We start from the raw sequence: 22,033 nt of genomic DNA, 5'->3' as shown, positions 1-22,033 counted from the left end.
TGCAAAATTGACAACCCAAAACTATAAGAAACTGCTTTAAGGTGCCAATCTTGTTGGCTATGAGCGATCGCTTTCAGTCTGTCCAACTGCTCTAACAGTGGTTAATATGACTTGGTAAGGTCAAACAAAACGTGCAACCTTGACCTGACTCACTTTCTACCCAAATGTGTCCACCATGCTGCTGCACAATGGTGCGGCAAATTGCTAGCCCTAAGCCTGTGCCACCTTTTTGTTGAGCATCTGCCGCTTCTACCTGCTGAAAACGTTCAAAGACTGCCTCAAGCTTGTCAGCGGGAATGCCTCGCCCCTCATCTTTGACACGAATGAGAAGGTAAGGTGCTGGGTTGTGACCCACTTCAGATAAGTGCGGCGATCGTTCTGCACCTTGGCTCTTCAGTTCGATCGTCCTGCCATGCTCTAGTGCTTCGGCCCGGAACTCAGCGTTGAGCCAGATGCTGCCGCCTGGGTGGGAGAATTTGATGGCGTTACTCAGCAAATTGATCAGCACTTGAAGTAGGCGATCGGAATCAACCCAAACATTTGCACTGACGGAATGCACCGCTAAAACTACAGACTGCTCATCCGCCATTGTTTGCATGACTGCCGCTGCCTGCTCTAAGAGAGCCGCAATCTGGCAGCACTGTTGGGATAAACTAACCGTCCCTGACTCAATGCGCTCTAGGTCAAGGAGGTCGTTAGTCAAACGCATCAAGCGGTTCGTGTTTTTGGCGGCTATATCAAGCATCCGCTGTCCGTTAGCTGGCAGAGTGCCCAGCTTCCCAGTTTGCAGCAGTTTTAAAGCACCTTGAATCGATGTAAGAGGTGTGCGAAGTTCATGACTGACTAGCGCAACCAGTTCACTTTTCATTTGTTCAATAAGACGACGCTCTGTAATGTCATTCAGAATCAGCAACAGACCATCTAAGGGCTGCATTTGACCTGCGGTTTCTCCAGTCAGCGGTTGATAAAACAGTGGCTCTAACTTTAGTTCTAACCAGTGCTCACCGCGATGTAACTCATGTACGCTCAGCGGTTGCTGTGCTTTCAAGCTTTGTAGATCTGCCTTCCATTGAGCCTTAGAGAGCCACTGAGGCACCAAATGATCGTCAAGACGATCGCCCACATGGATCTGCAACAAAGTCGCTGCTACAGGATTGCAAAACCAAACAAGCCCATCTAAATCAGCAGCAAGCAAACCGCTAGAAAGACTGCGGGCGATCGCCGCTTGAGCCGCTTGCGATCGCCCCAGTTGTTCTGCTAAAGCTGCTAGTTGGCTTGCCTGCTGGACTAATACTGGTTGCTGCAAGTAGTTGGCTGGCGTCGGTTGCAGCGATCGCGTATTGTCAAGCACCACCTCTGGAGTGTAGGTCTGCCAAAGATGTTTGACCTGCCGTTGCAGCAAGGCACTCATTCTCAGTTGTTCACAAAGCAAGGTTGTGCCCAGTGTCCCGGTGAACAATGCCAACGGCAAGGCAACGGGCAACCAGTAGCCAGCCCAGAGCAACAGCACACTCAAGCCTACCCAGGTTACACTCAAGCCCAACCAACTACCGAACCGGAGCCTGAACCGCCAATGGCTTAAAAAGAAGCTCAAGCCCGGTCCCCCAAAGAGCAGGATGGGTAACAGCCAGTAGTCTGGAACACGGTGCAGCGGGTTTTGTCGTAGTAGGTTATGAACGACAGCGGCATGAAGGTAAATACCGCTTGTGGCTGGATTGCTATTAAATGGCGTATCTAATGGATCAAACCCTGTTGCTGTCAAGCCAACTAGAACAATTTTGTCCTTAAATGCTTGAGATGGAATCTGCCCTTTAAGCACCTTGATAAAGGAATAGGACGTTGCTTCTTCTACCGGACCGGGCCAGTTAATCCAAAACGGCTGCTTAAGGTCGGGTAAGTTCACTGGGGCTTGGACTAGCCCGTAGGACTGCACCGCTGCGATGCCTAGCGCTGTATGCTCACCAATCTGAAGATCAACCTGCTGGGTTAGATTACCTAAGTTCTCATGTTTGCGGATGTGCCCAACCGCGATCGCTGATTCCTGCAAGAGTGGGGTTGGCACTAATCGTACGCCAGTGTGATCCCACGCTTGAGCCACTACCACGCGCCCATGCTGCTGCATCGCACTCGCCAGTTGCGTATCTTCAGCACTCGGCTCAGACCACAACATATCAAAGGCAACCACACTTGCCTCTGCTTTGGTTAACGCCTTCAGCAGTTGAGCATAGCGTTGACGCGACCAGGGAAACCGACCCAGCGCCTTTAAACTGGCATTGTCGATCGTCACTACCACCACTCGCTCATCCCAGGCAGTTGGTCCCCGAAGGCGAAACAAGGCTTGATAGGAAAGCTGCTCTAGGGGATACCAGGCGCTCAACTTAAACAGCAGTGCGACGACAAGAGCCGTAGCGGTACCGGGAAGTAGCCGCCAGCCTAACTTACCAGGTTGCCAGGTCATACACCTGCTTTTTGCCTAACGGCGTTGTTACGACTGCCTGCACCCGTGCTTGGGAGGCAATGGGTAAGGTCAGGTCAAACCGACCATTGCGATCAGTAACTTGTGGCTGCCCTGCGATCGTCAACCCATTCACAAAGTCGATTTGACCGATGAGACGCGCCCAGCGCACATTGCCTTTAATTTCCTTGCGAATCTCAATTTTTAAGCTGGTATCGTTTCGCAAGGGCACCGCAGGAGACGGTGGTTCGCCTGCAACCACTAAATTCTGGAACCCTCCATTCACCGCGATCGCTTTCCCTAGTGCATTACTGACGACACTGCCGCTCAACGTCGCCAGCCCAGTTTTGCCATCGGGCTGAATACTCACGCCGAACTCAGTGCCTCGTACACCGCTCACACCGGCTGGAGTTTGAATCTCTAGGCGAGAGCCAGGATTAGTAAAGGGTCGCACCTTCAAGCGCACTTGCCCACCCGTCACCTGGAGCCGCGTGATGCGTCCGTTTCCAGGAGCCACTTGCAATGTTTGAATGCGTAGGCTGGTCTGTTCCGAAACGCTAATGGTGCCAATACCTGTATCGGCAGCTAACACCACCTTTGCTTTGCTCCCAGTCTTAATTCCATCGCCAACTGCCTGTAGCCGCAGACCGACCCGCGCTGGTTGAGAGGATTGTCCTCGATATAGAGTAACTGGACCAGCCATCTGCTGAATTTCTAGCCATCGGTCTACTCTAACAGGCACGGTATTGGAGCCGCTGTTATCCGCGGCTGCAAACATAAACACCACCAGGAAGGGAAGGGTCGTTAGCAGAAAACATTTAGTTGAAATCGTCTTAGATTGAGAGCGATTTTCACTCGTTGACTTACGCATCAGTCCCTTCTATCCAATACTGTAGGCGATTCAGCCTCATTTAACGTACCCAGTTTCATATATGAATGATCGATCTTTAAGGTTGTACTAAGTAGCTAGGCGTAATTATCCATAAGACGCATTGAGCGAAGTCGAAATGCTCTCAGTCCTGGGTGTTGGTGGGTTGAGCGCTGTCGAAACCCAATCTCTCAGTGGTGCTTAATTTAGCCTTCCTACTTACCAGTGAAGCAAAACAACAAAATCTGCTTTAGAGAACTTTTTCAGCGGGTGACAGCCTACTCAGCCCTGTGCAAGCACAACTAAGCCAGCCTTAAGTTACCAGAAATGGTTGGTCGATCGCCTAAACTACCTGTGCCAGGGAACGTTTTTTTACATTCCCATACTTAGAGCGCATCTGGTGCGGTTTGGTAGCCACAAGCTTTGTAACAGGCACTGTACGACTGCCTGGTTGGGTTCTTTGCACAGGCTTCGGTAGCGTCTGAGGTACACGGAGGCAAATCCAAAGCCCATACCCCCGATGCGACCAGGTAATAACAACTTGGATGCCTCGCTCTGCTAACGCCCAGCCCAACGAGTAAACTCTCTGACGCTGATCAAACGCGAAAGTGCGTACCTGACGAAATAATTCGTTTGAGCAACGCATGCCGCTTTGCAATTTGCCATCAGCCCAAAAATTAAAGAGTGAAACAAGTTTTTCGTTGATTAGCAAAGGTTCCATCGTTGTAGCTCATCCTAAGCATTAACTGATTCAAGGGGAATGCTGTTGGGTTGAGGGCAAACCAACAACTGCATTACTTTGAATCTAAAGCTAAAAGGTGAGGAACTTGGAAAGAGAGGCATTTCTCCTACATAAGGTGGTAATTATTCGGTTCTAAGCTCCGTCCTTAGAGTTCGCTGATAGCTATCTAAACGGCATCAGCCTGGGGTGATAAGCTTTGCTTGATAAAGGCACCAGCAGCTTCACTATCAAGCGGTTTTGAGAAGAAAAAGCCTTGAGCGTAATCACATCTAAGCGCCTTGAGCTGCATTAGTTGTTTGGATGTTTCTACACCCTCAGCAATCACATTAATACCGAGGTTCCAGGCAAGCTGAATGATTGTACGGACAATTTCCAGTTGCTCCAGATCAACATCGACGCGGTTAACAAACGATCGATCAATCTTCAACGTGTCAATGGGGAAGCGGTGTAGATAAGCCAGCGAAGAATAGCCAGTGCCAAAATCATCGATATAGAGCTGAACACCTAGAGCTTTGATCTGTTGCAACATCCTGGCAGCAGTTTCAGGATTCGCCATAATGGCGCTTTCGGTGATTTCTAACCTGAGGCTACGTGGATCTAGTCCGGTTTCTGCAAGGCTTTGTTGCACCTGTTCAACCAAATCAGGTTGCGAGAATTGCTGGGCTGAAAGGTTCACGCTAACGGTTAGGGGTGGTTCCATCGGGGTTTGTGCTTGCCAAAGGCAGAGCTGCCGACACGCTTCGCGCAACACCCATTGACCAATCGGGTTAATTAAACCAGTTTCTTCAGCCAAAGCAATAAATTTCAATGGTGATACCAGTCCGTTTTCTGGATGCTGCCAGCGTATCAATGCCTCAAAGCCAGTGATTTGTTGAGTCGCAATGGAGACGATCGGCTGATAGTAAAGTTTAAATTCCTGGCGCTCTAGAGCAAGTCGGAGATCTGTTTCGAGGCGTAAACGAGAGGTTGCTTCCAGTCGCACGCCAACATCAAAAATTTCACAACGGGCTTTACCCAGTGCTTTGGCTTGGTACATGGCTGTATCAGCATCATGCAGGAGATGTTCGGCACGATCGTAGACTGTTTGATTCCAGGCAATGCCTATGCTAGCTGTCACAAAAACTTCCTGATTATTCAGGTTAAACGGGGCAGTGAGCGCTTGCTGGATATCGTCTGCTGCCGCCACTGCTAGGTCCATAGCAGCAACATCTCGCAGTAAAATCGCAAACTTGTCTGCTTGCAAGCGAGCGATCGCGCCTGTTGCTGGGAGAGCAGCAGCTAAACGATCGGCAATCTTCATCAGCAATTGGTCTCCCATGTCATAGCCCAAACTGTCGTTGATCACCTGAAACCGATCCAGATCAACCAGAAGCACGGCAATGAGCGGTGGCGTTTGTGGCTGGTTTACGGTTGAGAGTGGTGCAAAAGACTGGTTGAGCCAACTGAGAAACAATGCTTGGGTGGGTAAGCCAGTCAGACTGTCGTAGTAAGCTTGACGTCGCCAAAGGCTTAAAGGTAAAAGCCTCTGTATATTTGGATCAGGGGCATTCTCTACTGCTGGCGGAACTGTCAAACTGTTGGCTACCTCTGGTTCACGCTCTAATACCTCAACGAGATGCATTAAGCGGTCAGTATTGCTTAATGCAATCTCTAACATGCGTTGCCCTCGCTCGGGCAAAGTGCCTAGCATCCCGGTCATCAACAAACCGAGTGCTGCCCGAATGGAGGTAAGCGGAGTGCGGAGTTCATAGCTCACCAAAGCGGCGATATCATCGCTACTTGGCCTTGGAGCAACGGGAGGTCCGCAGGCTGCACTATGAGGGGGGAAACTTGTACTCTGTTCTTGCATCTTGCAATTTGGCTAAAGAACCATTCACTTCAAACGATGCTGAAAGGTAGGAGCAGGGACAACGCATCGTTCAACCGTGAATTTACCCCTGCAAGGTGAAGAACTTGAGAAGATTCTAACGTTAGCTGGTCATAGATGCGTTGGGTGATCATAGATACCAGCAAGGGATCATACATTCCAAGCAAGTGCTTCTGCAACCTGGTCAGCTAAGGTAACAGGATCAAATGGTTTAGTTAATACAGCCATAACACCTAAGTCAGCAAAGTAGCGCTGGTCAGAGGCTTGGGCTTTAGCCGTTAGTAGAATAACTGGAATTTGAGCTGTTGTGGGATTGGCTTGCAGTTTTTGAAAAGTAGCAGGACCATCCATATCAGGCAGCATCACATCAAGCAAGATTGCGTCTGGCTGTTCTGCTTCAGCCATTGTAATGCCTTCGTGGCTAGAGGCGGCTGTGAAAACGTTCCACCCTCCCATAATTTCTAAGCTGGTTTGGGCGACCTCTCGAATATCATCTTCGTCATCAATAATCAAAACTCGTTTAACTGTCACGACTCATCACCTCGCTAATAATTTGTAATACTTTATAGTCAATGAAAAACTGCTTTTGCTTACGGTGTGTCAAAAGCGCTAGCGTTTAACTTCAACTTCAGTTTGCCCCTGAAGTAAGGTGGTCGATCGCGGCATTGCGATGTCTATTGGCAACGTTACGTAGAACGTACTCCCTTCACCCAATACACTCTCTGCCCAAATCTGCCCACCGTGTTGCTCGACTATGCTCCGGCAGATTGTCAGACCTAAGCCCGTACCACCTCTCTGACGAGCATCCGACGCATCAACCTGTTGAAAACGCTCGAAGATTACCTCTAGTTTGTCGGTTGGGATACCGCGTCCCTGGTCTTTAACGGTAAGCAGTAGGGTGCCGGGTGTTAGGCTCTGGGTGTGCTGGGTCTGGGTGTGTTGAGGGTTGAGGGCTAGGTTACTTGTGCTCGGATGGCTCGGCTGAACCGTCACAGCAAGGTTTGGAGCGCCCACCCCTGGCTCTGACTTTTCGCTTGTCTCTTGAGTTAAGGCAGCCGTTAGCCAAACTGTTGTACCAGGTGGGGAGAATTTGATGGCGTTACTAAGTAGATTTGTGAGAACCTGTACCAGGCGATCGCGATCGGCATGCAGTTGAGTGGATGCCGAGGCAATAGAGACGGCAATATTTGCTTTTTCAGCGCTTAATTGCATCTCACTAACGACTTGTTGCATTAGATCAGTAACATCAAAGGTTTGCTTGGTAAGCAGAGATTGACTAGAGCCTAGCCGCTCCAGATCAAGGATGTTGTTAATGAGGACACCGAGGCGATCGGCGCTATTGAAAGCAATCTCTAGCATCCGTTGTCCTTTAGCAGAGAGGCTACCGATTTGTCCGGTTTGCAGCAGGCTAAGTGAGCCTTTAAGCGACGTTAAGGGTGTTCTCAATTCATGGCTCACGACCGAAATAAATTCATCCTTCATACGTTCCATGGCGCGGCGATCGCTAATATCGCGGGCAATAATCGAAGCCCCAGTTCTGTTGCCTGCTGCATCCCGAACGGGAGAGATCGTCAACGCGACATCAATCCACTTGCCATCTTTGCGGCTATGTTGCGTTTCGCAATAGTTTAAGTACTGCGCTGGATTTTCATCAGCAATCATTTCTAGCCATTCCTTTGAGTGAGTTGCGACGGCTAGAAGCACGATCGCTGATTGCCCTCTGGTTTCTTCAGCCGAGTAGCCATAGATTTTCGTAGCACCGGCATTCCAGCTTGTAATTTTGCCGTCTAGCGCTACACCGATGATGGCATCACAAGAGGATTCGACGATCGCCGCTAGTTGAAACAGTGCTTCTTCTGCTTGTTTGCGATCGCTGATATCACGAACCATGACCAGCACTTCATCCTCCCCGCTTACTACAATGCGAGCTTCTTCAGTACAGGCTTTGTCATCTCGGAGTAGCTGAAATTCATAGACTTGCGTCTCACCAGTTTGTAATGCTTTCTGCGTGTAATGGATGCGTTGCTGCGCGATGTCGGGTGGCATGACCTCGTGAATGTTTCTGCCCCGCATCTCATTATGTGGTTTTAATACTGTGAAACTTTTAGCAGGAATAAAATCTAGATACGTGCCATCTTTCGTCATCCGAATCATTAAATCTGGAATGGCTTCAACCAGCGCACGATTGGTTGCCTCACTTTTGCGAAGGGCGTTTTCTGCCTGCTTGCGTTCAGTAATATCAATCCCTGTGCCTATGACGTACTCGACGGCACCATTATCGTCCAACAGCGCTGTATTCGACCAGGCAATGAGCCGCTGTTCACCCGCCTTCGTCATCCAAGCGTTTTCATGGGCATTGGGAAACTGCCCTGCTTTTAAATCTGCAAAAACTGCTTTCACAGGCTCCACATCTTGCGGCAGCAAAAGAATATCCCAAAAAAGTCTGTGTCTGATTTCGGCGAAGGCATGACCGGTCGTCTGCTCACAGTTTCGGTTGAACCGTACAATGCGACCTTTAGCATCAAGAACAAGCACTAACGCACCGACTGTATCCAAAACAGCAGCGGTAAAATCACGCTCTTGCTCCAGCGTCTCCTCTGCGTGGTAACGTTTTTGGAGTTCAGCGTAGCCTAGGTAGAAAAGCAAAGAGAGAATGACAAAACCCAAGCACGTGGCAGCAAGAAACCGAACGGTTGAATCAGAATGCAACGCTTGCGACCGGGGCTGCTGCTGGAAGTCGATCGCGCTCTGATAAAATATTGCACTGAGTGCCATTAACGCGGCTGTAATACCTGCAAAGCTAATAACACTGCTAGCGAAGCCAATGCGTTTTCGTACTGTTTGTTTTGACTCAACCGCCGATCGTTCTAAAGCGTCAAGATTGCGGCGTAACTCAAGTTGCTTCACTACTTGGCGTGCCAGGATCTCCAATCCTTCAATTTGCTCTGGGCTAAGTGTGCGTGGCACGCGATCGATCACACAAAGTGTTCCCAGTGCATGACCTTCTAAGGTAATTAAGGGCACACCTGCATAAAAGCGGACATGAGGCTCAGCCGTAACCAGGAGATTAGCGGTGAATCGTTCGTCCGTAGCAGCATCGGGAACAATCAAAATCTCTCGTTGTAAAATAGCATGGGCACAAAACGCTATTTCACGTGGCGTTTCATTAACTTCTATGCCTACTTTTGACTTAAACCATTGCCGATCAGCGTCAACTAAACTCACCATCGCTATGGGAACGCCACAAATATGAGCAGCGAGACGAGTGATATCATCGAATGCAGACTCAGCAGGTGTATTAAGAATATGGCACTGATGCAATGCTGCTAGTCTTGCTAACTCATTGGTTGGTAGGGGAGCCTGGGTCATGGACGTTTTGCTAGACCTTGGTGATATTGCTATAAGAGCTAGAAGGCTACTTTGGGCGGTTTGAATGAAGCTAGCATATGCAATCGGCTGCGAAGTTCCAGACGACCTACAAGCTTTTTGTCTGCCAGTGTTGGTGGTTCAAGGCAGACCTAACTTGTTTAAATCTAAACTCAAACTGTGAGGAACTTGGGAAGGCCAATAACAATTCAAAAGGGAATGCCGCAGGCAGAAGAGTCTTGATTTGTAGCGTGTCAAAAGGGAATTGGTATTACAGCAGTTCTCACTGGAGTGAACATAATTTTGAGCGAACGATCAGCGGTTGACGAAAAATAGCTAACTGATCGCTGACTGCTAACGAAGGATTGCGGCTGATTCGTTTAAACGTGCCATCGCTGCTTATTGCCTTATCTTAAGGGCTGTTGCTCTCATGCCGTAGCCTACGAGTGCGCTTCAAGCGATTGCAAATGCGGGCAACTAACTCTGGAGCCACGATCGGTTTGCCTACATAATCATCGGCTCCAGCCTCAAAGATTTGATGGAGCGTAGCAGCATCCGTTTTGGCGGTAAGAAACAGCACGGGTACCCAACCCCAACGAGTATTGTTACGAAGTGTGCTGCATAGTTTGATGCCGTCAATCTTAGGCATTTCAATGTCGAGGATGACGAGATCGGGTGCGACGGTGGGCAGCATTTCCCAAAAGCGCTGCGGCTCGTCCAGCGGGGTGACTTGAAAGCCCCAGGGTTCTAGTACTGTTTGCAGTACCGTTAGGATTAAAGGATCATCATCGATCGCGAAAATGCTTGCCTCTGTTCCTTGACACGGCTCGCTGGGCGGCTGCATTTTTGCTGGCGTTGTAAGTGCCTCCACTGTCGTTTCGCTGCTCGGCTCTAGGGGCTGGGAAGGTACACTGTCTACCGATGCTCGTAAACGGGCTATCAGTGCTAATAAATCGATTGACTGTGCTTTTTTTAGCGCTTCTTTAGCTTGCAAAAGCGTCTCGATTTGTCGTGCTAGCTGAGAACCCTCGTCAGCACCAAAGGTGCCTAAAGACCCTGCAAGCTTGTGAGCTTCTTGCAGTGCCTGATCGTGCAGTGCGCTGTCAAGCTGATTCATCTGTAGCGCCTGGGCTGCCTGTTCTAAAACAGCGATGCGATCGAGCACCTTGCCTTGAGCACGCTGCCAAATTTTTGCCACTGCAGCCTGAGTCTGTTGCTGCCGCTGGTCATTTGGTGCTGCTAAGGCTGGTGTTGAAGACTGGGCAGACGTTTGAGCATATGACTGATTTAGGCGATACCCTAAACCATAAACTGTCTCGACTAAATCGGCGGCTCCAACTGCTTTCAACCGCTGCCGTAGTCCCTTGATGTGGGTCTTCACAGTATCCTCCCCTGGTGGATCGTCATCCAACGACCAGAGCTGATCCAAAATCGCACTACGGCTGTAGACTCGCTGATTATTCCGCAAGAATAGTTCTAGCAACGCATATTCTTTGGGCGTGAGGCGTAACGGTGCGCGATCGTAGGTCACTTCGCAACTACTAGGGTCAAGACGCAATCTGCCCCACTCCAGCACCGAAGCGGTGACAACTGATCCCCGCCGCAGTAACGCCCGCATTCTTGCCGCTAGCTCTTGCAGGCAGAGCGGCTTCACCAGGTAATCATCAGCGCCTGCATCCAAACCCATCACTTTGTCGTTACTGGTGTCTCTAGCCGTCAGCAACAGTACGGGCACTTGTTTGCCCAGGGCACGCAACTGGCGGCAAAAACTAATGCCATCTAGTTTTGGCAGCATTACATCCAGCAAAATCAAGTCATACGTCAGACTTTCGGCTAGTGCCCATCCTGCTTGACCATCGGCAGCCGTATCAACGACATAATGTTGCTCAGTCAGAGTTGTTCTGAGTAATTCGGCAAGGTGCTCATCATCATCCACTAACAGAATTCTCATTGCAAACGTTGCTTGAGGTTTAGAAGGATCCTATAGCTGAATGCCGTTGCATGAACCCTGAGAGCGATCGTCCGCAACAATCATCACATAGGCAGCAACAAAGGCAGTTCATGAAACTGACCCTTAGTATCAGCGCACTTTTGTGAGGGCTGCAAGATGGGCTGCAACCTTCTAAAGGTGCCCAAACAGCCTCAAGCCGTAACGAAGAAAGGTGCCATCTTCACTGGTTGCCGAAGAACCTGGGTAGTTTGGGTGGTGTTTAGTTCTGGCATCCCTTTTTTAGGAACGGCTCGATTATGCCCAAAGGCAAATAACCTTGTCCGTCTTTCCGAGTTCCTCACCTTGTCCGTCTAATTTTGTAATCAAGCGCCTCAATACCCCATTTCAAGGCGTGTGATTGAAATCATGGCTACATCCACCCCCGCAATAACAAGCACTGTAACGGGTTTAACCAGGCAGCAACAGCAGCAGAGCATGGGTCAGTTGTCATCGCAGCACCAGCAGCAAGATTTCCGACAAGAAGGAACGAGTATGGCTAACGGTAAAACATCTCCAGATCACATTTCCATTACCGAATTCAATGCTTCAAAGCAGGTTCAATTTTTTGATGGCTTGAGGACTATTCGTTTTAGTGGGCAACTGTCGCTAAAGAGCCCCTTAGGAAGTGTCTGGACGTTTTACTTTTACCTAGGTCGTATTTTGTATGCTACTGGCGGAACCCATCCAGTGAGACGGTGGATGCGAAATCTAACCGCTTACTGCCCCCAACTTGATGTCGCTCAGTTCAAATCCATGAGCGATCTTGCTAGCCCTGCGATAGAAGCCATGAAGGTTTGTTGGGAGTACCAGGCGTTGTGCTCTTGGGTGGATCAACAAAAATTTACCCGTGAGCAAGCCTCGAAGGTGGTCTGGTCTATTGTTTCTGAAGTGCTATTTGATGTCACTCAGGCAAATGAAATCATCTATTTAGTTGAGTCGAGCAATTCTGTTTTTACGCCCTTAATCTTGTTTGATGCTGAAAGGCTAATTGCCGACGTGCAACAAAAATGGCAACTCTGGCAGCAAGCAAAGGTTGCCGATCGCTCACCCAATCAAGCGCCCATCATTCAACAGCCAGAGCGACTACAGCAGCAAATTTCGGCAGCTTCGTATCAAACCCTCGCGACCTTATTAAACGGTAAGCGCACGCTGAGAGATTTAGCTGTTAAGCGGCAACGCGATGTCGCAGAGGTTACCCGTTCTCTCTTACCCTACATTCAAGCTGGCTTTGTCAAACTTGTAGATGTTCCTGATTTTCCTGTACCGTTTGCGGGTCTCCCGACTGCCGCAACACCCATTTCTACGGTGGGTGCCTCTACAACGGCAATGGAAGGCTTGCTGGTTGCTTGTGTGGATGATAGTCCGGCTGTTTGCCGTGTGATGGAAACAATCCTCACTCAGTCTGGGTATCGCTTTATAGGGGTGCAGGACTCGCTACGGGCGATCGCCACGCTGTTAATCCGCAAACCCGATTTGATCTTTCTCGATCTGGTGATGCCAAACACCAATGGCTATGAAATTTGTAGCCAGTTGCGGAAGGTGTCTGCTTTCCGCGATACGCCGATCGTCATCCTTACGGGCAATGACGGCATCGTCGATCGAGTGCGTGCCAAGATGGTCGGCGCGTCTGATTTTCTTGGCAAACCAGTGAATGCTGAAACCGTGTTGGCGGTGGCTCACAAGCACCTCAAGCACTTGCAGCAAAACAGTTCTCTGATAGTTGGTTAGTCGTGTGATTCCGCGTTGTGTTTCGGCTTTGTTTCGGTTGGTTGTGTGTTTCAGGTTGATGTCGTCGGTTTAAGCGCGGTCGCTAGTCTTTTAAGGGGATAAATTCCATGAGTACTGTTTTAGTTGTTGAAGATTCTTCGACCGAGATGGAGATTCTCACCGCTTGCCTGCAACGGGGTGGTTTCAACGTTGCGACGGCTAGTAGTGGCGAAGAGGCATTAACCAAAGTTGGCAATATTAAGCCAGATGTCATTATTTTGGATGTGGTTTTGCCAGGTTGCAGCGGTTTTGAGCTTTGCCGTGAGTTAAAAGCTGATGTTCTTACTAACAAGATTCCGGTTGTGATGTGTTCAACTAAAAGCACTGACATGGACAAGTTTTGGGGCATGAAGCAAGGAGCTGATGCTTACATCACAAAACCGATCGACCAAGAAGAACTCGTTCGCACAGTTAAGCAATTAGTTAAAGGCTAAAGCCACCCTGTATTTGGTGCTCTAAGGATAACCATGCTACCTGAGTCTCTACTCGAAACAACCCGCTTTCTCGATCCGCTCAACCAGCCTGACGAAACAACTAAAGGTGTGGGTCAACAGTTTTTACGGTTTCATCTGGAACCAGCCACTACAGCGTTATTGCCTGTGAACCAATTGACCGAAGTGCTAACCATTGCGATCGGGCAGATTATCCCAATTCCACATTTGTCCGCCTGTGTGATGGGTGTGCACAACTGGCGTGGCGAGATTTTGTGGATGGTGGATTTGGGTCACTTGATCGGATTAACACCCTTGCACCAGCAGGCATTGAGCGGTTCCACTTACACGGCTGTCGTGATTCACCCTTCAACGACGACCCGACAAACTAGCAGCCAAATTCAGGCTGGAAAAATGCTGGGCTTGGTGGTTCACCGAGTAGAAGACATGGAATGGTGTAATCCAGATTTAATTCAATCGCCTCCTGCCTCTGCAATTTCACCCGCTTTAGCACCATTTCTACGAGGTCACTGGTTGAACGCTCAGGCAGAACTTGCCCTGGTTTTAGAGGGTAATGCGATCGTTCAATCTTTCTCCAACTAGCTCAACTAAAACTTCAAGACAGCCTCTCTACCATTATTGAATTTTAAGGACAATAGCTCATGCTAGATCAACGCCCAACTCCCTCTGCTTCTAACGGCAAAGTGCCAACATCGTTAGATGACTCACTCCTCACCTCCCAGCTTCAGCCACTAGAGTCAGCAGAGGTATCACCAAATGCTAAGGTGCCTGCTGTTTGGTGGCGGCAGTTCAATCAAAGTTGGGATAACCTTAGTATTCGGCTAAAACTGACGTTGCTGTTGGTAGCGGCGGCGGCAGTGCCTGCCGTAATTGTGACAGAGGGTATTGGTCGGATTGCTCAAGATGACCTAATTAATGGGTTGCAAGCAGGGTTGCAACGCGGTATGGATACGTTGGATGAGGGCATCCGTAGCGCTCAAGAAGACAGTAAAGTTGGTGCGAATACGATCGGTCACCTGGTGGAAACAGCGGCCATTGATTTGAGCAATCCTAAGGAGGTTGCTGCTAATCGATCGCGGCTGCAATACTTCATCGCTGATGCAAACATCCTGGAAGCGGGGGAGCAACAAAGCTTTATTGTGCTGACCGACGCTCAAGGGCGAGTCATTGCTCAAAACAACCAAATTCTGGCAGAAAATTTTGCTAGCTATCCAGCCTTGCCCAAAGACGGTAGTGCTCCAGCACCGGCGACTTTCCGCCCCGTGACAGTGCCAGTCGGAGCATCACTCGCTGATCTATCCATCTTCAAAGAGGCGTTGAGCCGCAACAAACTGTTAGATGGCGTAGAGCTGTTAAAGAGCGACCAACTCAAACGTCTAGGGCTGGCAGAGCAAGCCGCAATTAATGTGCGATCGCAAGACACAAAAGGCTTGGCAGAAGCTAAACAGCCTTCACCAGAAGGCACCTACGACATTGACCAGGGCAAGATCGGTTTGGTTGCGATGGCAGTTCACCCCTTATCAGTGAAGGGGCGCGTTGTTGGTAGTGCGATTGTCGGTCGAGTTTTGAATCGTGACTTCGGTATAGTGGATCGCGTTAAACAGACTGCTGGTGTTGCCACTGCTACCCTGTTTGCTCAAGATTGGCGCGTCAATACCAATGTGCCTTATAGCGACAAAAATACCCGTGCCATCGGCACTCGTGCTTCACGAGAAGTCGCAGATCAGGTGCTTACTCAAGGAAAAACCTTTACGGGTCGGGCAAACATTGTCGGCGATACCTACCTCACGCTCTACAAGCCGTTATACGACCATCGCCGAACGCTAAACCCAGCCCAAGCTAAGCCGATCGGTATTTTGTATGTTGGCGACCCTGAGAACAAAGTTAATCAGGTATTGCAGAAGCAGCAGTTGATTGGTCATGGTATTGGTGTTGGCTCTCTGGCATTAGCAGGTTTGTTTGCGGTTAGCGTTGCTGGCACGTTCTCGCGTCCGTTGAAGCGGTTGGCTCGCTTTGCCCAACAGGTGGGAGAAGGGAATTCAGGTGTGCGGCTAGAAGCAACGGACCGTCAAGACGAGATTGGCATTCTTGCCCGCGAATTGAATCAGATGACAGTCAGTATTGAAACCAACCTAGAAGCAGCCCGCTATCAGGAAGAACTACGGGGTCAAGAGGCTATCCAACAACGGCAAGGCAAGGAAGCACTCCAAAAACGCGCCATGGAATTGCTTATTGAAGTTGACCCAGTGAGTAGAGGTGACCTGACAACTCGCGCCAAAGTGACAGAAGATGAAATCGGGACGATCGCCGACTCTTACAACGCTACAGTTGGTAGCTTGCGGAAAATTGTAACCCAGGTGCAAACAGCCGCCCAGCAAGTAGCGACAACTGCTGGAAGCAGTGAAGATTCGGTACAAGTGCTATCAAGTGAAGCGTTGCAGCAGGTAAAGGAAATTACGATTGCGCTCGATCGCATTCAAGAAATGTCTCTCTCCATCCAAGCCGTTGCTGCTAACGCTGAGCAAGCCGAAGCAACCGTACAACAAGCGGCTAAAACGGTAGAAGAGGGTGATGCCGCTATGAACCGCACCGTTGATGGCATCATCGCTATCCGAGAAACAGTGGCAGAAACGTCTAAGAAGGTGAAGCGGTTGGGTGAATCGTCCCAGAAGATTTCTAAAGTCGTGAACCTCATTGGTTCGTTTGCTGCTCAGACCAACCTTCTGGCGTTGAATGCATCCATTGAAGCTGCCCGTGCTGGTGAAGAAGGTCGTGGTTTTGCAGTCGTTGCTGATGAAGTGCGATCGCTGGCACGTCAATCTGCCGCAGCCACTGCCGATATTGAAAAGCTAGTTGCTGACATTCAAACAGAAACCAACGATGTGGTTGCTGCGATGGAAGCAGGTACAGAGCAGGTTGTGACTGGAACCAAGTTGGTGGATGAAACACGGCAGAGTCTGAACAAAATCACTGCCGCTAGCGCCCAGATTAGCGCCCTGGTGGAAGCGATCGCTCAGGCAACCGTAACCCAGTCTCAGGCATCTGAAGCCGTGTCCCAAACCATGAACGATGTCGCAGCCAGCGCTAACAAAACATCCACCGGAGCCGCTGAGGTATCCACTTCGTTCAAAGACCTCTTGGCAGTAGCTCAAGCGCTACAAGCTAACGTGGGTCAGTTCAAAGTGAACTAAAGGCTTGAGTTGCCAAACAGTTTAGGGCGTAAAGACTGAGGAATTGTCTACGCCCTTTCCCTACTCCCGTTCGGCTGAGCGCTCACGTCGAAGCCCACTCCCTACTCCCCACTCCCAGTCCGTTCTTCCCTTCATCCCCCGCAAGATTATGGCGATCGACTCTGATATTCGCGATCAGGCGTACCAGTTTTTCATTCAGGAAGCGCCTGAGCTACTGCAAGTAATCGAAACAGAACTGCTAACCCTCAGGCAAGAGCGCAGCACAGCAAAGATACACAACATGATGCGGGCTGCTCATTCCATCAAAGGGGGTGCTTCCTGTGTTGAGCTGGAAACGATCAAAATGGTGGCTCACCGTCTTGAAGATATCTTCAAAGCGTTACACCACGATGAGTTGGAGATTGATGACGCACTCGAAAGCGGTTTACTACAAGCGTATGACTGTCTCCGCCTGCCGCTGTTAGAAGCCATTGCTACGGGAGAAGAACCTGATGCCGAACAAACGATCGCCCTTGCAGAGCCTGTCTTTGCTCAGCTTGAAGCACAACTGCACAACTTTTTGGGAGCCAGTGCCAACTTACCTAGCTCCATTGAGTTGGGGGTAGATATTGCTGCATCCATTTTTGAGGTGGATGTGGCAGAGGGCATGGAACGGATGAAACGGGTGTTAGCTCGTCGTCAAAATAATGAGATGGCAGCCGAACTTCACGCCCAAGCAGAAGTGTTTGCAGGCATTGCAGAACTATTAACCCTACCGGGCTTTGGCTCGATCGCTACAACCGTTTTGGCAGCGCTAGCAGCCCATCCTGATCGAGCGTTGGACATTGCTCCACTGGCATTGGCAGATTTTCAGGTTGCCCAACTAGAGGTCTTGGCAGGCGATCGCACTCAAGGTGGAACGCCATCCCCAGCCCTAACCCAGTTTGCGATCGCGGCTCCTATCTCAACATATCCATTGCCTACAGTCCTTGACGACCTCAACCTTGTTTCAGATGATGTCGCTTTAGACGCTGGGCTAGAAGACATTGCTAATTTGTCAATACTGGATGAGCTTTGGGGCGAGACAGCGGTTACCCAGCCTGACGTTGACTTTACAGCAGGCTCTACCTTAGATGCCGTGTGGAGTGATCCTCCGGCTGCAACCGAATTCGCTTTTCTAGACTCTTTCGATGTCAATGAACTTGAGGTCGACACACCGAATGGGAAAGACCTCCCAGTGATGCCCACGGCGCTCATAGAGCAGATGTTTGTCAATCATGGGCTTGAAAATGAGGCGATCGCGCCAATCGAGCTACCCTCCGCTCCAGCGGAGCCAAATCATTTAACTGATCCACTTGCTGCCGTACTCGCGCTTGATGCTATTTTTGGTGATTTAGCAGTTGGTGAAAGTGCTGATGCAGTTCTACCAGTAGTAGGAGATTTGCAACCAGAATCTGAGGCAATATCTCAGACTAAAGGCGATCGTGTTCAAGCTTTGATGGAATCAATTACACAAGACTTCGATCACTTGCCAACAGTTGAGGCAATCCCACCCCTCTCTATGTCGCCTGCCGCTAGTCCTGTAAAGACGGAGATAGCAGCCGCCAGTTCGATTCCAGCGAATTACAAGCAGTATCAGAAGCCAGCAGCCGGGGCAGTTGTACTTTCCGAAGCCGTCAATCAGCTTTCTGTACGAGTGAATCTCGATCGCCTGGAGCGGATGAATAACCTCGTTGGTGAACTTGCCATTAACCGTAACGGGCTATCGCTGCAAAACGAACAGCTACAAACGGCGGTTCAGGAATTGTTGCGTCGGTTTGCCAAGTTTCAGTCTATGGGAACTCAGTTGCGCGATCTATCCGATCAGATGTTGATAGCGCCCGATCGTCATAGCCCCTGGAGTCGCTCTCAAGCGAGAAATGGTATTACAACTGGCGTGACTAACGGCATAGCACAGTTAACCACTCAGCCTACCAGCCAACAGCGTGGGTTTTATTCCGCAGACTTTGATTCACTTGAACTCGATAGCTACAGCGACCTCCATCTACTTCTGCAAGCCACATTGGAAGAGATTGCCCAATTGGAAGAAACGGTTGGTGACATTGTGCTGTTGAGCGGTCAATCCAATCAAACGTTAGAAGGGCAACGTCAGAAACTTAATCACCTACGTGATGACCTGATGTGGGCAAGAATGCTGCCTCTCAGCGAAGTACTCAATCGGTTTCCACGCACCTTGCGTGATTTAGCGACCAAACATGGCAAACCAACTAATCTAAAGCTAAGTGGTACTGGTGTTTTAATTGACAAGGCAGTGCTAGAAAAACTCCAAGATCCTTTACTGCACTTGCTCCGCAATGCATTTGATCATGGTATTGAGCCGCCTGAAATACGGTTACAACAGGGCAAGCTAGAACAAGGTCGGATCGAGATTCGGGCGTACCACCGTGGAAGCCAAACCATCATTGAGATGCGGGATGATGGACGCGGTATTAACCTGGAAAAGATTCGTCAGCAGGCGATCGCAATGGGCTACTTCACAGCAAAACAAGCTGCTGGTATGTCCAATGACCGTCTTTTGAATTTGCTTTTTGAACCAGGCTTTTCTACTGCTAGCGAGGTCAGTGATTTATCCGGTCGGGGCGTTGGGTTAAATGTGGTATGTGCTCAACTGCAAGCACTTAAGGGTACTGTCACTGTCGCTTCTGAGCCTGGACAAGGAACCACGTTTACGCTGCGGATTCCACTCACGCTCACGATCGCTAAGCTACTGGTTTGTCTGGTTGGGTCAACAGCCATAGCATTGCCATCCGACAGTATCGAAGAGATCTTGATTCCCAAAGCTGGTCAAATTAAGCAGTCCAATGGACAATCGTTTCTCCATTGGCGTGATCAACTCGTGCCCGTCCAACCCTTATCTGGTTTGTTAGATTACGCCTATCCTTTACCCGAAAGCCTTCCTAGCCAAGCGTTAGTAGCTGTGCCAACACCAGAGACGTGGGCAGCCCCGCTACTCCTGCTGCGTCAGGGTGATCAAATGCTAGCGCTCGAAATCGATCGCCTGGTGACAGAGCAAGAGTTGGTCATCAAACCCTTTGGAGCCGCGATCGCACCACCAAGCTATATCTACGGCTGCACCATTTTAGGCGATGGAAGCCTGGTTCCGGTGATTGACGGTGTTGCCTTGTTTAGTCAAATTACCGCTAGCACCCAATTGACCAGTCCTGCTCCGTCGTCTACCGCTTTGCCCATAGTAACGTCTCGTACAGGCGCTACCGAGCCGAAGCCCGCTCTTGTCTCAGCCAAAACACCCACACTTTTGATTGTGGATGACTCGATTGCACTGCGCCAAACCCTGGCGTTGACGTTGCAGAAAGCAGGCTATCGGGTTTTGCAAGCGCGCGATGGTCGGGAGGCGATCGAGCAACTTCAGCAAAATACAACCATTCAACTAGTTATTTGCGACATTGAAATGCCGAACATGAACGGCTTTGAATTTCTCACTCAGCGCCGTCAAGATGCCTCACTTACAGCCATCCCAGTTGCTATGTTGACCTCTCGTGGCAGTGATAAACATCGACAGTTAGCCATGCACCTGGGAGCCAGCACCTATACAACCAAGCCCTATATTGAGCGTGAATTTCTTGCCATGCTCACCCAGATCTTAAAGCCTGTTGAGCAACCTGCAATGGCTGTAGCAACGTGAATTAGAGGAACTAACCATGAATCATCATTCAGTGAATGCGTCTACGACTGACATTCGGCAAGCAAAGACAACCGTAGCAGTGCCTACCCTGAAAGCGATCGCCTGCAAAATTGGGCATCTCAATTTGGCAATTCGCATCGAATCGGTTGATAAGATTCTGAAGCAGACACCTGTTCACAGCAGTGGCTTAAATAGTGTTGGCATTGCCCATGTGGGCGATCGCGAAGTAACTGTGTTCGATTTAGAGCGACACTTGTTTCAAACTAGCAACATGGACACAGCTCAAACTGGCTATCTTGTTGTCGTTCGCAATGCTGCTAATGAATTGCGTGGCATCCCGGTAACATTACTTCCGACCTTGATCGACATTCCCTTACCAACGCTGCGGCTCTTGCCAGAGTCTTACCGTCACAGCGATACACTGGGCATTGCTAGTCATGTTGCCCTTATTCCAGAGCCAGAAGGCTTACTAACCTTGTTTTTACTTGATTTAAATCTCGATTTACCACTTTAAACACAGCTGGCAACTAACAGCAACCCTTATTTGTTCTCCTTGCAACTCAGGGCAGAGGTTTTAGAGACTATTTCTCTTCCTTCCGCTTGATATAGAATCCTGCTCTAGATAGGGACAGCTACTGTAGGGCACCTGTTAACTTAAGAGCATGACAAAGGTTTTTCAGACCACTATTCAACTGGAGTTGACATCATGAATATCTTGGCTTGGATCGTTTTAGGTTTAATTGCAGGCGCAATCGCAAAGGCTCTTTTCCCTGGGCATCAGGGTGGCGGCATCTTGGGCACCATGATTCTGGGTATTGTTGGTGCGTTCGTCGGTGGTAGTCTTTTCAGCTTCTTGACCACTGGAACACTGGCGTTAACATCAGCTGGGTTGAGCATTGGTGGCATTGCAGTAGCGGTACTGGGCGCGATTGTAGCGCTGTTCATCTACTATGCTGTGACCCGTCGGAGTGCTTCCTACTAATTGCTTAGTTCTTGAATCACTTTCAATCTCTAATGGTGAAGCCCCTGCATAAGCAGGGGCTTTTGTTTAGCTAGGTATAGCATCAGGAACGCTGACCCCGTAGCTGTTAAGCGTACAAGGGTCAGCAGTAAATGAACATCTTGCTTGGACTTTTCAGTCCACTCTTTGAGCTTAGTGCGAGTTGTTAGAAGCTTGCGTCTTTCCATAGAGGGGTCAGGCAATGCACCAGGCATCTCTTACGATAGAGAATGTATATGGGCTTCCCACCGTTTGACAGAGCTTTGTGCTAACTAAGAATTGAAGGTCATTGAGGGAGAAATTAGCGATCGTCCGTTAGTTGTCTCTACCTGGGCTATAAGTCAAATCTATGCTTCAGCTTCAGTCACTAGAGCTGGAGAATAACTTATATAAGGGTGGCAGACCGCTTAAACCAGCGTTTCATTGCTCCACTTGCGTTTGGCTACAACATTTGGTGCAATGAGGGACCACGGGATGCCTCATTGCACTAATAGCAGCAGTAAGCTGTGAATTACGATCTTTCGACGTATAAACATGTTGATCAATAAGCTGGTGACAAGACTCGAACTTGCGACCGGCTGATTACAAATCAGCTGCTCTACCAACTGAGCTACACCAGCACACCATCAGTAAAACATATTAACAAACTCTGT

At 49.5% G+C, this 22,033-nt stretch carries 14 protein-coding genes and 1 tRNA gene; 7 read left to right on the top strand and 8 right to left on the bottom strand.

What is annotated here, in order from left to right; translation table 11 throughout:
• Positions 1-91: 91 nt before the first annotated feature.
• The 7 genes from H6F76_RS15970 to H6F76_RS15940 all read right to left on the bottom strand — a co-directional run bounded on the left by H6F76_RS15970 (position 92) and on the right by H6F76_RS15940 (position 11,249).
• Positions 92-2,458 carry a CHASE2 domain-containing protein gene (locus H6F76_RS15970; RefSeq protein ID WP_190509685.1) on the bottom strand — a complete coding sequence of 789 codons (2,367 nt, stop codon included), beginning with the start codon at positions 2,456-2,458 and terminating at the stop codon, positions 92-94.
• Positions 2,439-3,233: a FecR family protein gene (locus H6F76_RS15965; protein ID WP_190509683.1), complete on the bottom strand. Its 795-nt coding sequence runs from the start codon at positions 3,231-3,233 to the stop codon at positions 2,439-2,441. Before H6F76_RS15965 ends, H6F76_RS15970 begins: the two co-directional genes overlap by 20 nt.
• A 433-nt stretch (positions 3,234-3,666) precedes the next feature.
• A complete protein-coding gene (locus H6F76_RS15960) occupies positions 3,667-4,044 on the bottom strand; it encodes a hypothetical protein (RefSeq protein ID WP_190446867.1) in 378 nt (125 codons plus the stop codon).
• Between the two features lie 187 nt (positions 4,045-4,231).
• The gene (locus H6F76_RS15955) at positions 4,232-5,821 is read right to left on the bottom strand and encodes an EAL domain-containing protein (RefSeq protein ID WP_347276049.1); all 1,590 of its coding nucleotides are present in this window, start codon (positions 5,819-5,821) and stop codon (positions 4,232-4,234) included.
• Positions 5,822-6,082: 261 nt separating this feature from the next.
• The gene (locus H6F76_RS15950; RefSeq protein WP_190446865.1) at positions 6,083-6,463 is read right to left on the bottom strand and encodes a response regulator; all 381 of its coding nucleotides are present in this window, start codon (positions 6,461-6,463) and stop codon (positions 6,083-6,085) included.
• A 78-nt stretch (positions 6,464-6,541) separates the two neighbouring features.
• The gene (locus H6F76_RS15945) at positions 6,542-9,301 is read right to left on the bottom strand and encodes a PAS domain S-box protein (RefSeq protein WP_190509680.1); all 2,760 of its coding nucleotides are present in this window, start codon (positions 9,299-9,301) and stop codon (positions 6,542-6,544) included.
• A gap of 409 nt (positions 9,302-9,710) precedes the next feature.
• A complete protein-coding gene (locus H6F76_RS15940) occupies positions 9,711-11,249 on the bottom strand; it encodes a response regulator (RefSeq protein WP_190509678.1) in 1,539 nt (512 codons plus the stop codon).
• 531 nt (positions 11,250-11,780) lie between these two features.
• Between H6F76_RS15940 and H6F76_RS15935 the strand changes: the two genes are divergently transcribed.
• The 7 genes from H6F76_RS15935 to H6F76_RS15905 all read left to right on the top strand — a co-directional run bounded on the left by H6F76_RS15935 (position 11,781) and on the right by H6F76_RS15905 (position 21,362).
• Positions 11,781-13,016, top strand: coding sequence for a response regulator (locus H6F76_RS15935; RefSeq protein ID WP_190510058.1), 1,236 nt, complete (start codon positions 11,781-11,783; stop codon positions 13,014-13,016).
• 107 nt (positions 13,017-13,123) lie between these two features.
• Positions 13,124-13,489 (top strand): response regulator, encoded by a 366-nt coding sequence (locus tag H6F76_RS15930; RefSeq protein WP_190509676.1) that lies wholly within the window; start codon positions 13,124-13,126, stop codon positions 13,487-13,489.
• A gap of 33 nt (positions 13,490-13,522) precedes the next feature.
• Positions 13,523-14,089 (top strand): chemotaxis protein CheW, encoded by a 567-nt coding sequence (locus H6F76_RS15925; protein WP_190509674.1) that lies wholly within the window; start codon positions 13,523-13,525, stop codon positions 14,087-14,089.
• Positions 14,090-14,148: 59 nt separating this feature from the next.
• The gene (locus H6F76_RS30555; RefSeq protein ID WP_190509672.1) at positions 14,149-16,698 is read left to right on the top strand and encodes a methyl-accepting chemotaxis protein; all 2,550 of its coding nucleotides are present in this window, start codon (positions 14,149-14,151) and stop codon (positions 16,696-16,698) included.
• 43 nt (positions 16,699-16,741) lie between these two features.
• Positions 16,742-20,380 (top strand): hybrid sensor histidine kinase/response regulator, encoded by a 3,639-nt coding sequence (locus H6F76_RS15915; RefSeq protein WP_242036694.1) that lies wholly within the window; start codon positions 16,742-16,744, stop codon positions 20,378-20,380.
• Positions 20,381-20,396: 16 nt separating this feature from the next.
• Entirely contained in the window at positions 20,397-20,894 is a 498-nt protein-coding gene (locus H6F76_RS15910; protein WP_190509670.1) for a chemotaxis protein CheW, read from the top strand.
• 192 nt (positions 20,895-21,086) lie between these two features.
• On the top strand, positions 21,087-21,362 hold the full coding sequence (locus H6F76_RS15905; RefSeq protein WP_190446858.1) for a GlsB/YeaQ/YmgE family stress response membrane protein: 276 nt from the start codon (positions 21,087-21,089) through the stop codon (positions 21,360-21,362).
• 565 nt (positions 21,363-21,927) lie between these two features.
• Here the strand turns inward: H6F76_RS15905 and H6F76_RS15900 are convergent.
• Positions 21,928-22,000, bottom strand: a tRNA-Thr gene (locus H6F76_RS15900).
• Between the last annotated feature and the right edge of the window lie 33 nt (positions 22,001-22,033).

It is taken from the genome of Leptolyngbya sp. FACHB-321, from assembly GCF_014695975.1.
Classification (GTDB): Bacteria; Cyanobacteriota; Cyanobacteriia; order Leptolyngbyales; family Leptolyngbyaceae; genus Stenomitos.
Note: the sequence above shows the minus strand (reverse complement) of the source record. Positions and strands in the feature narration are given on the sequence as shown.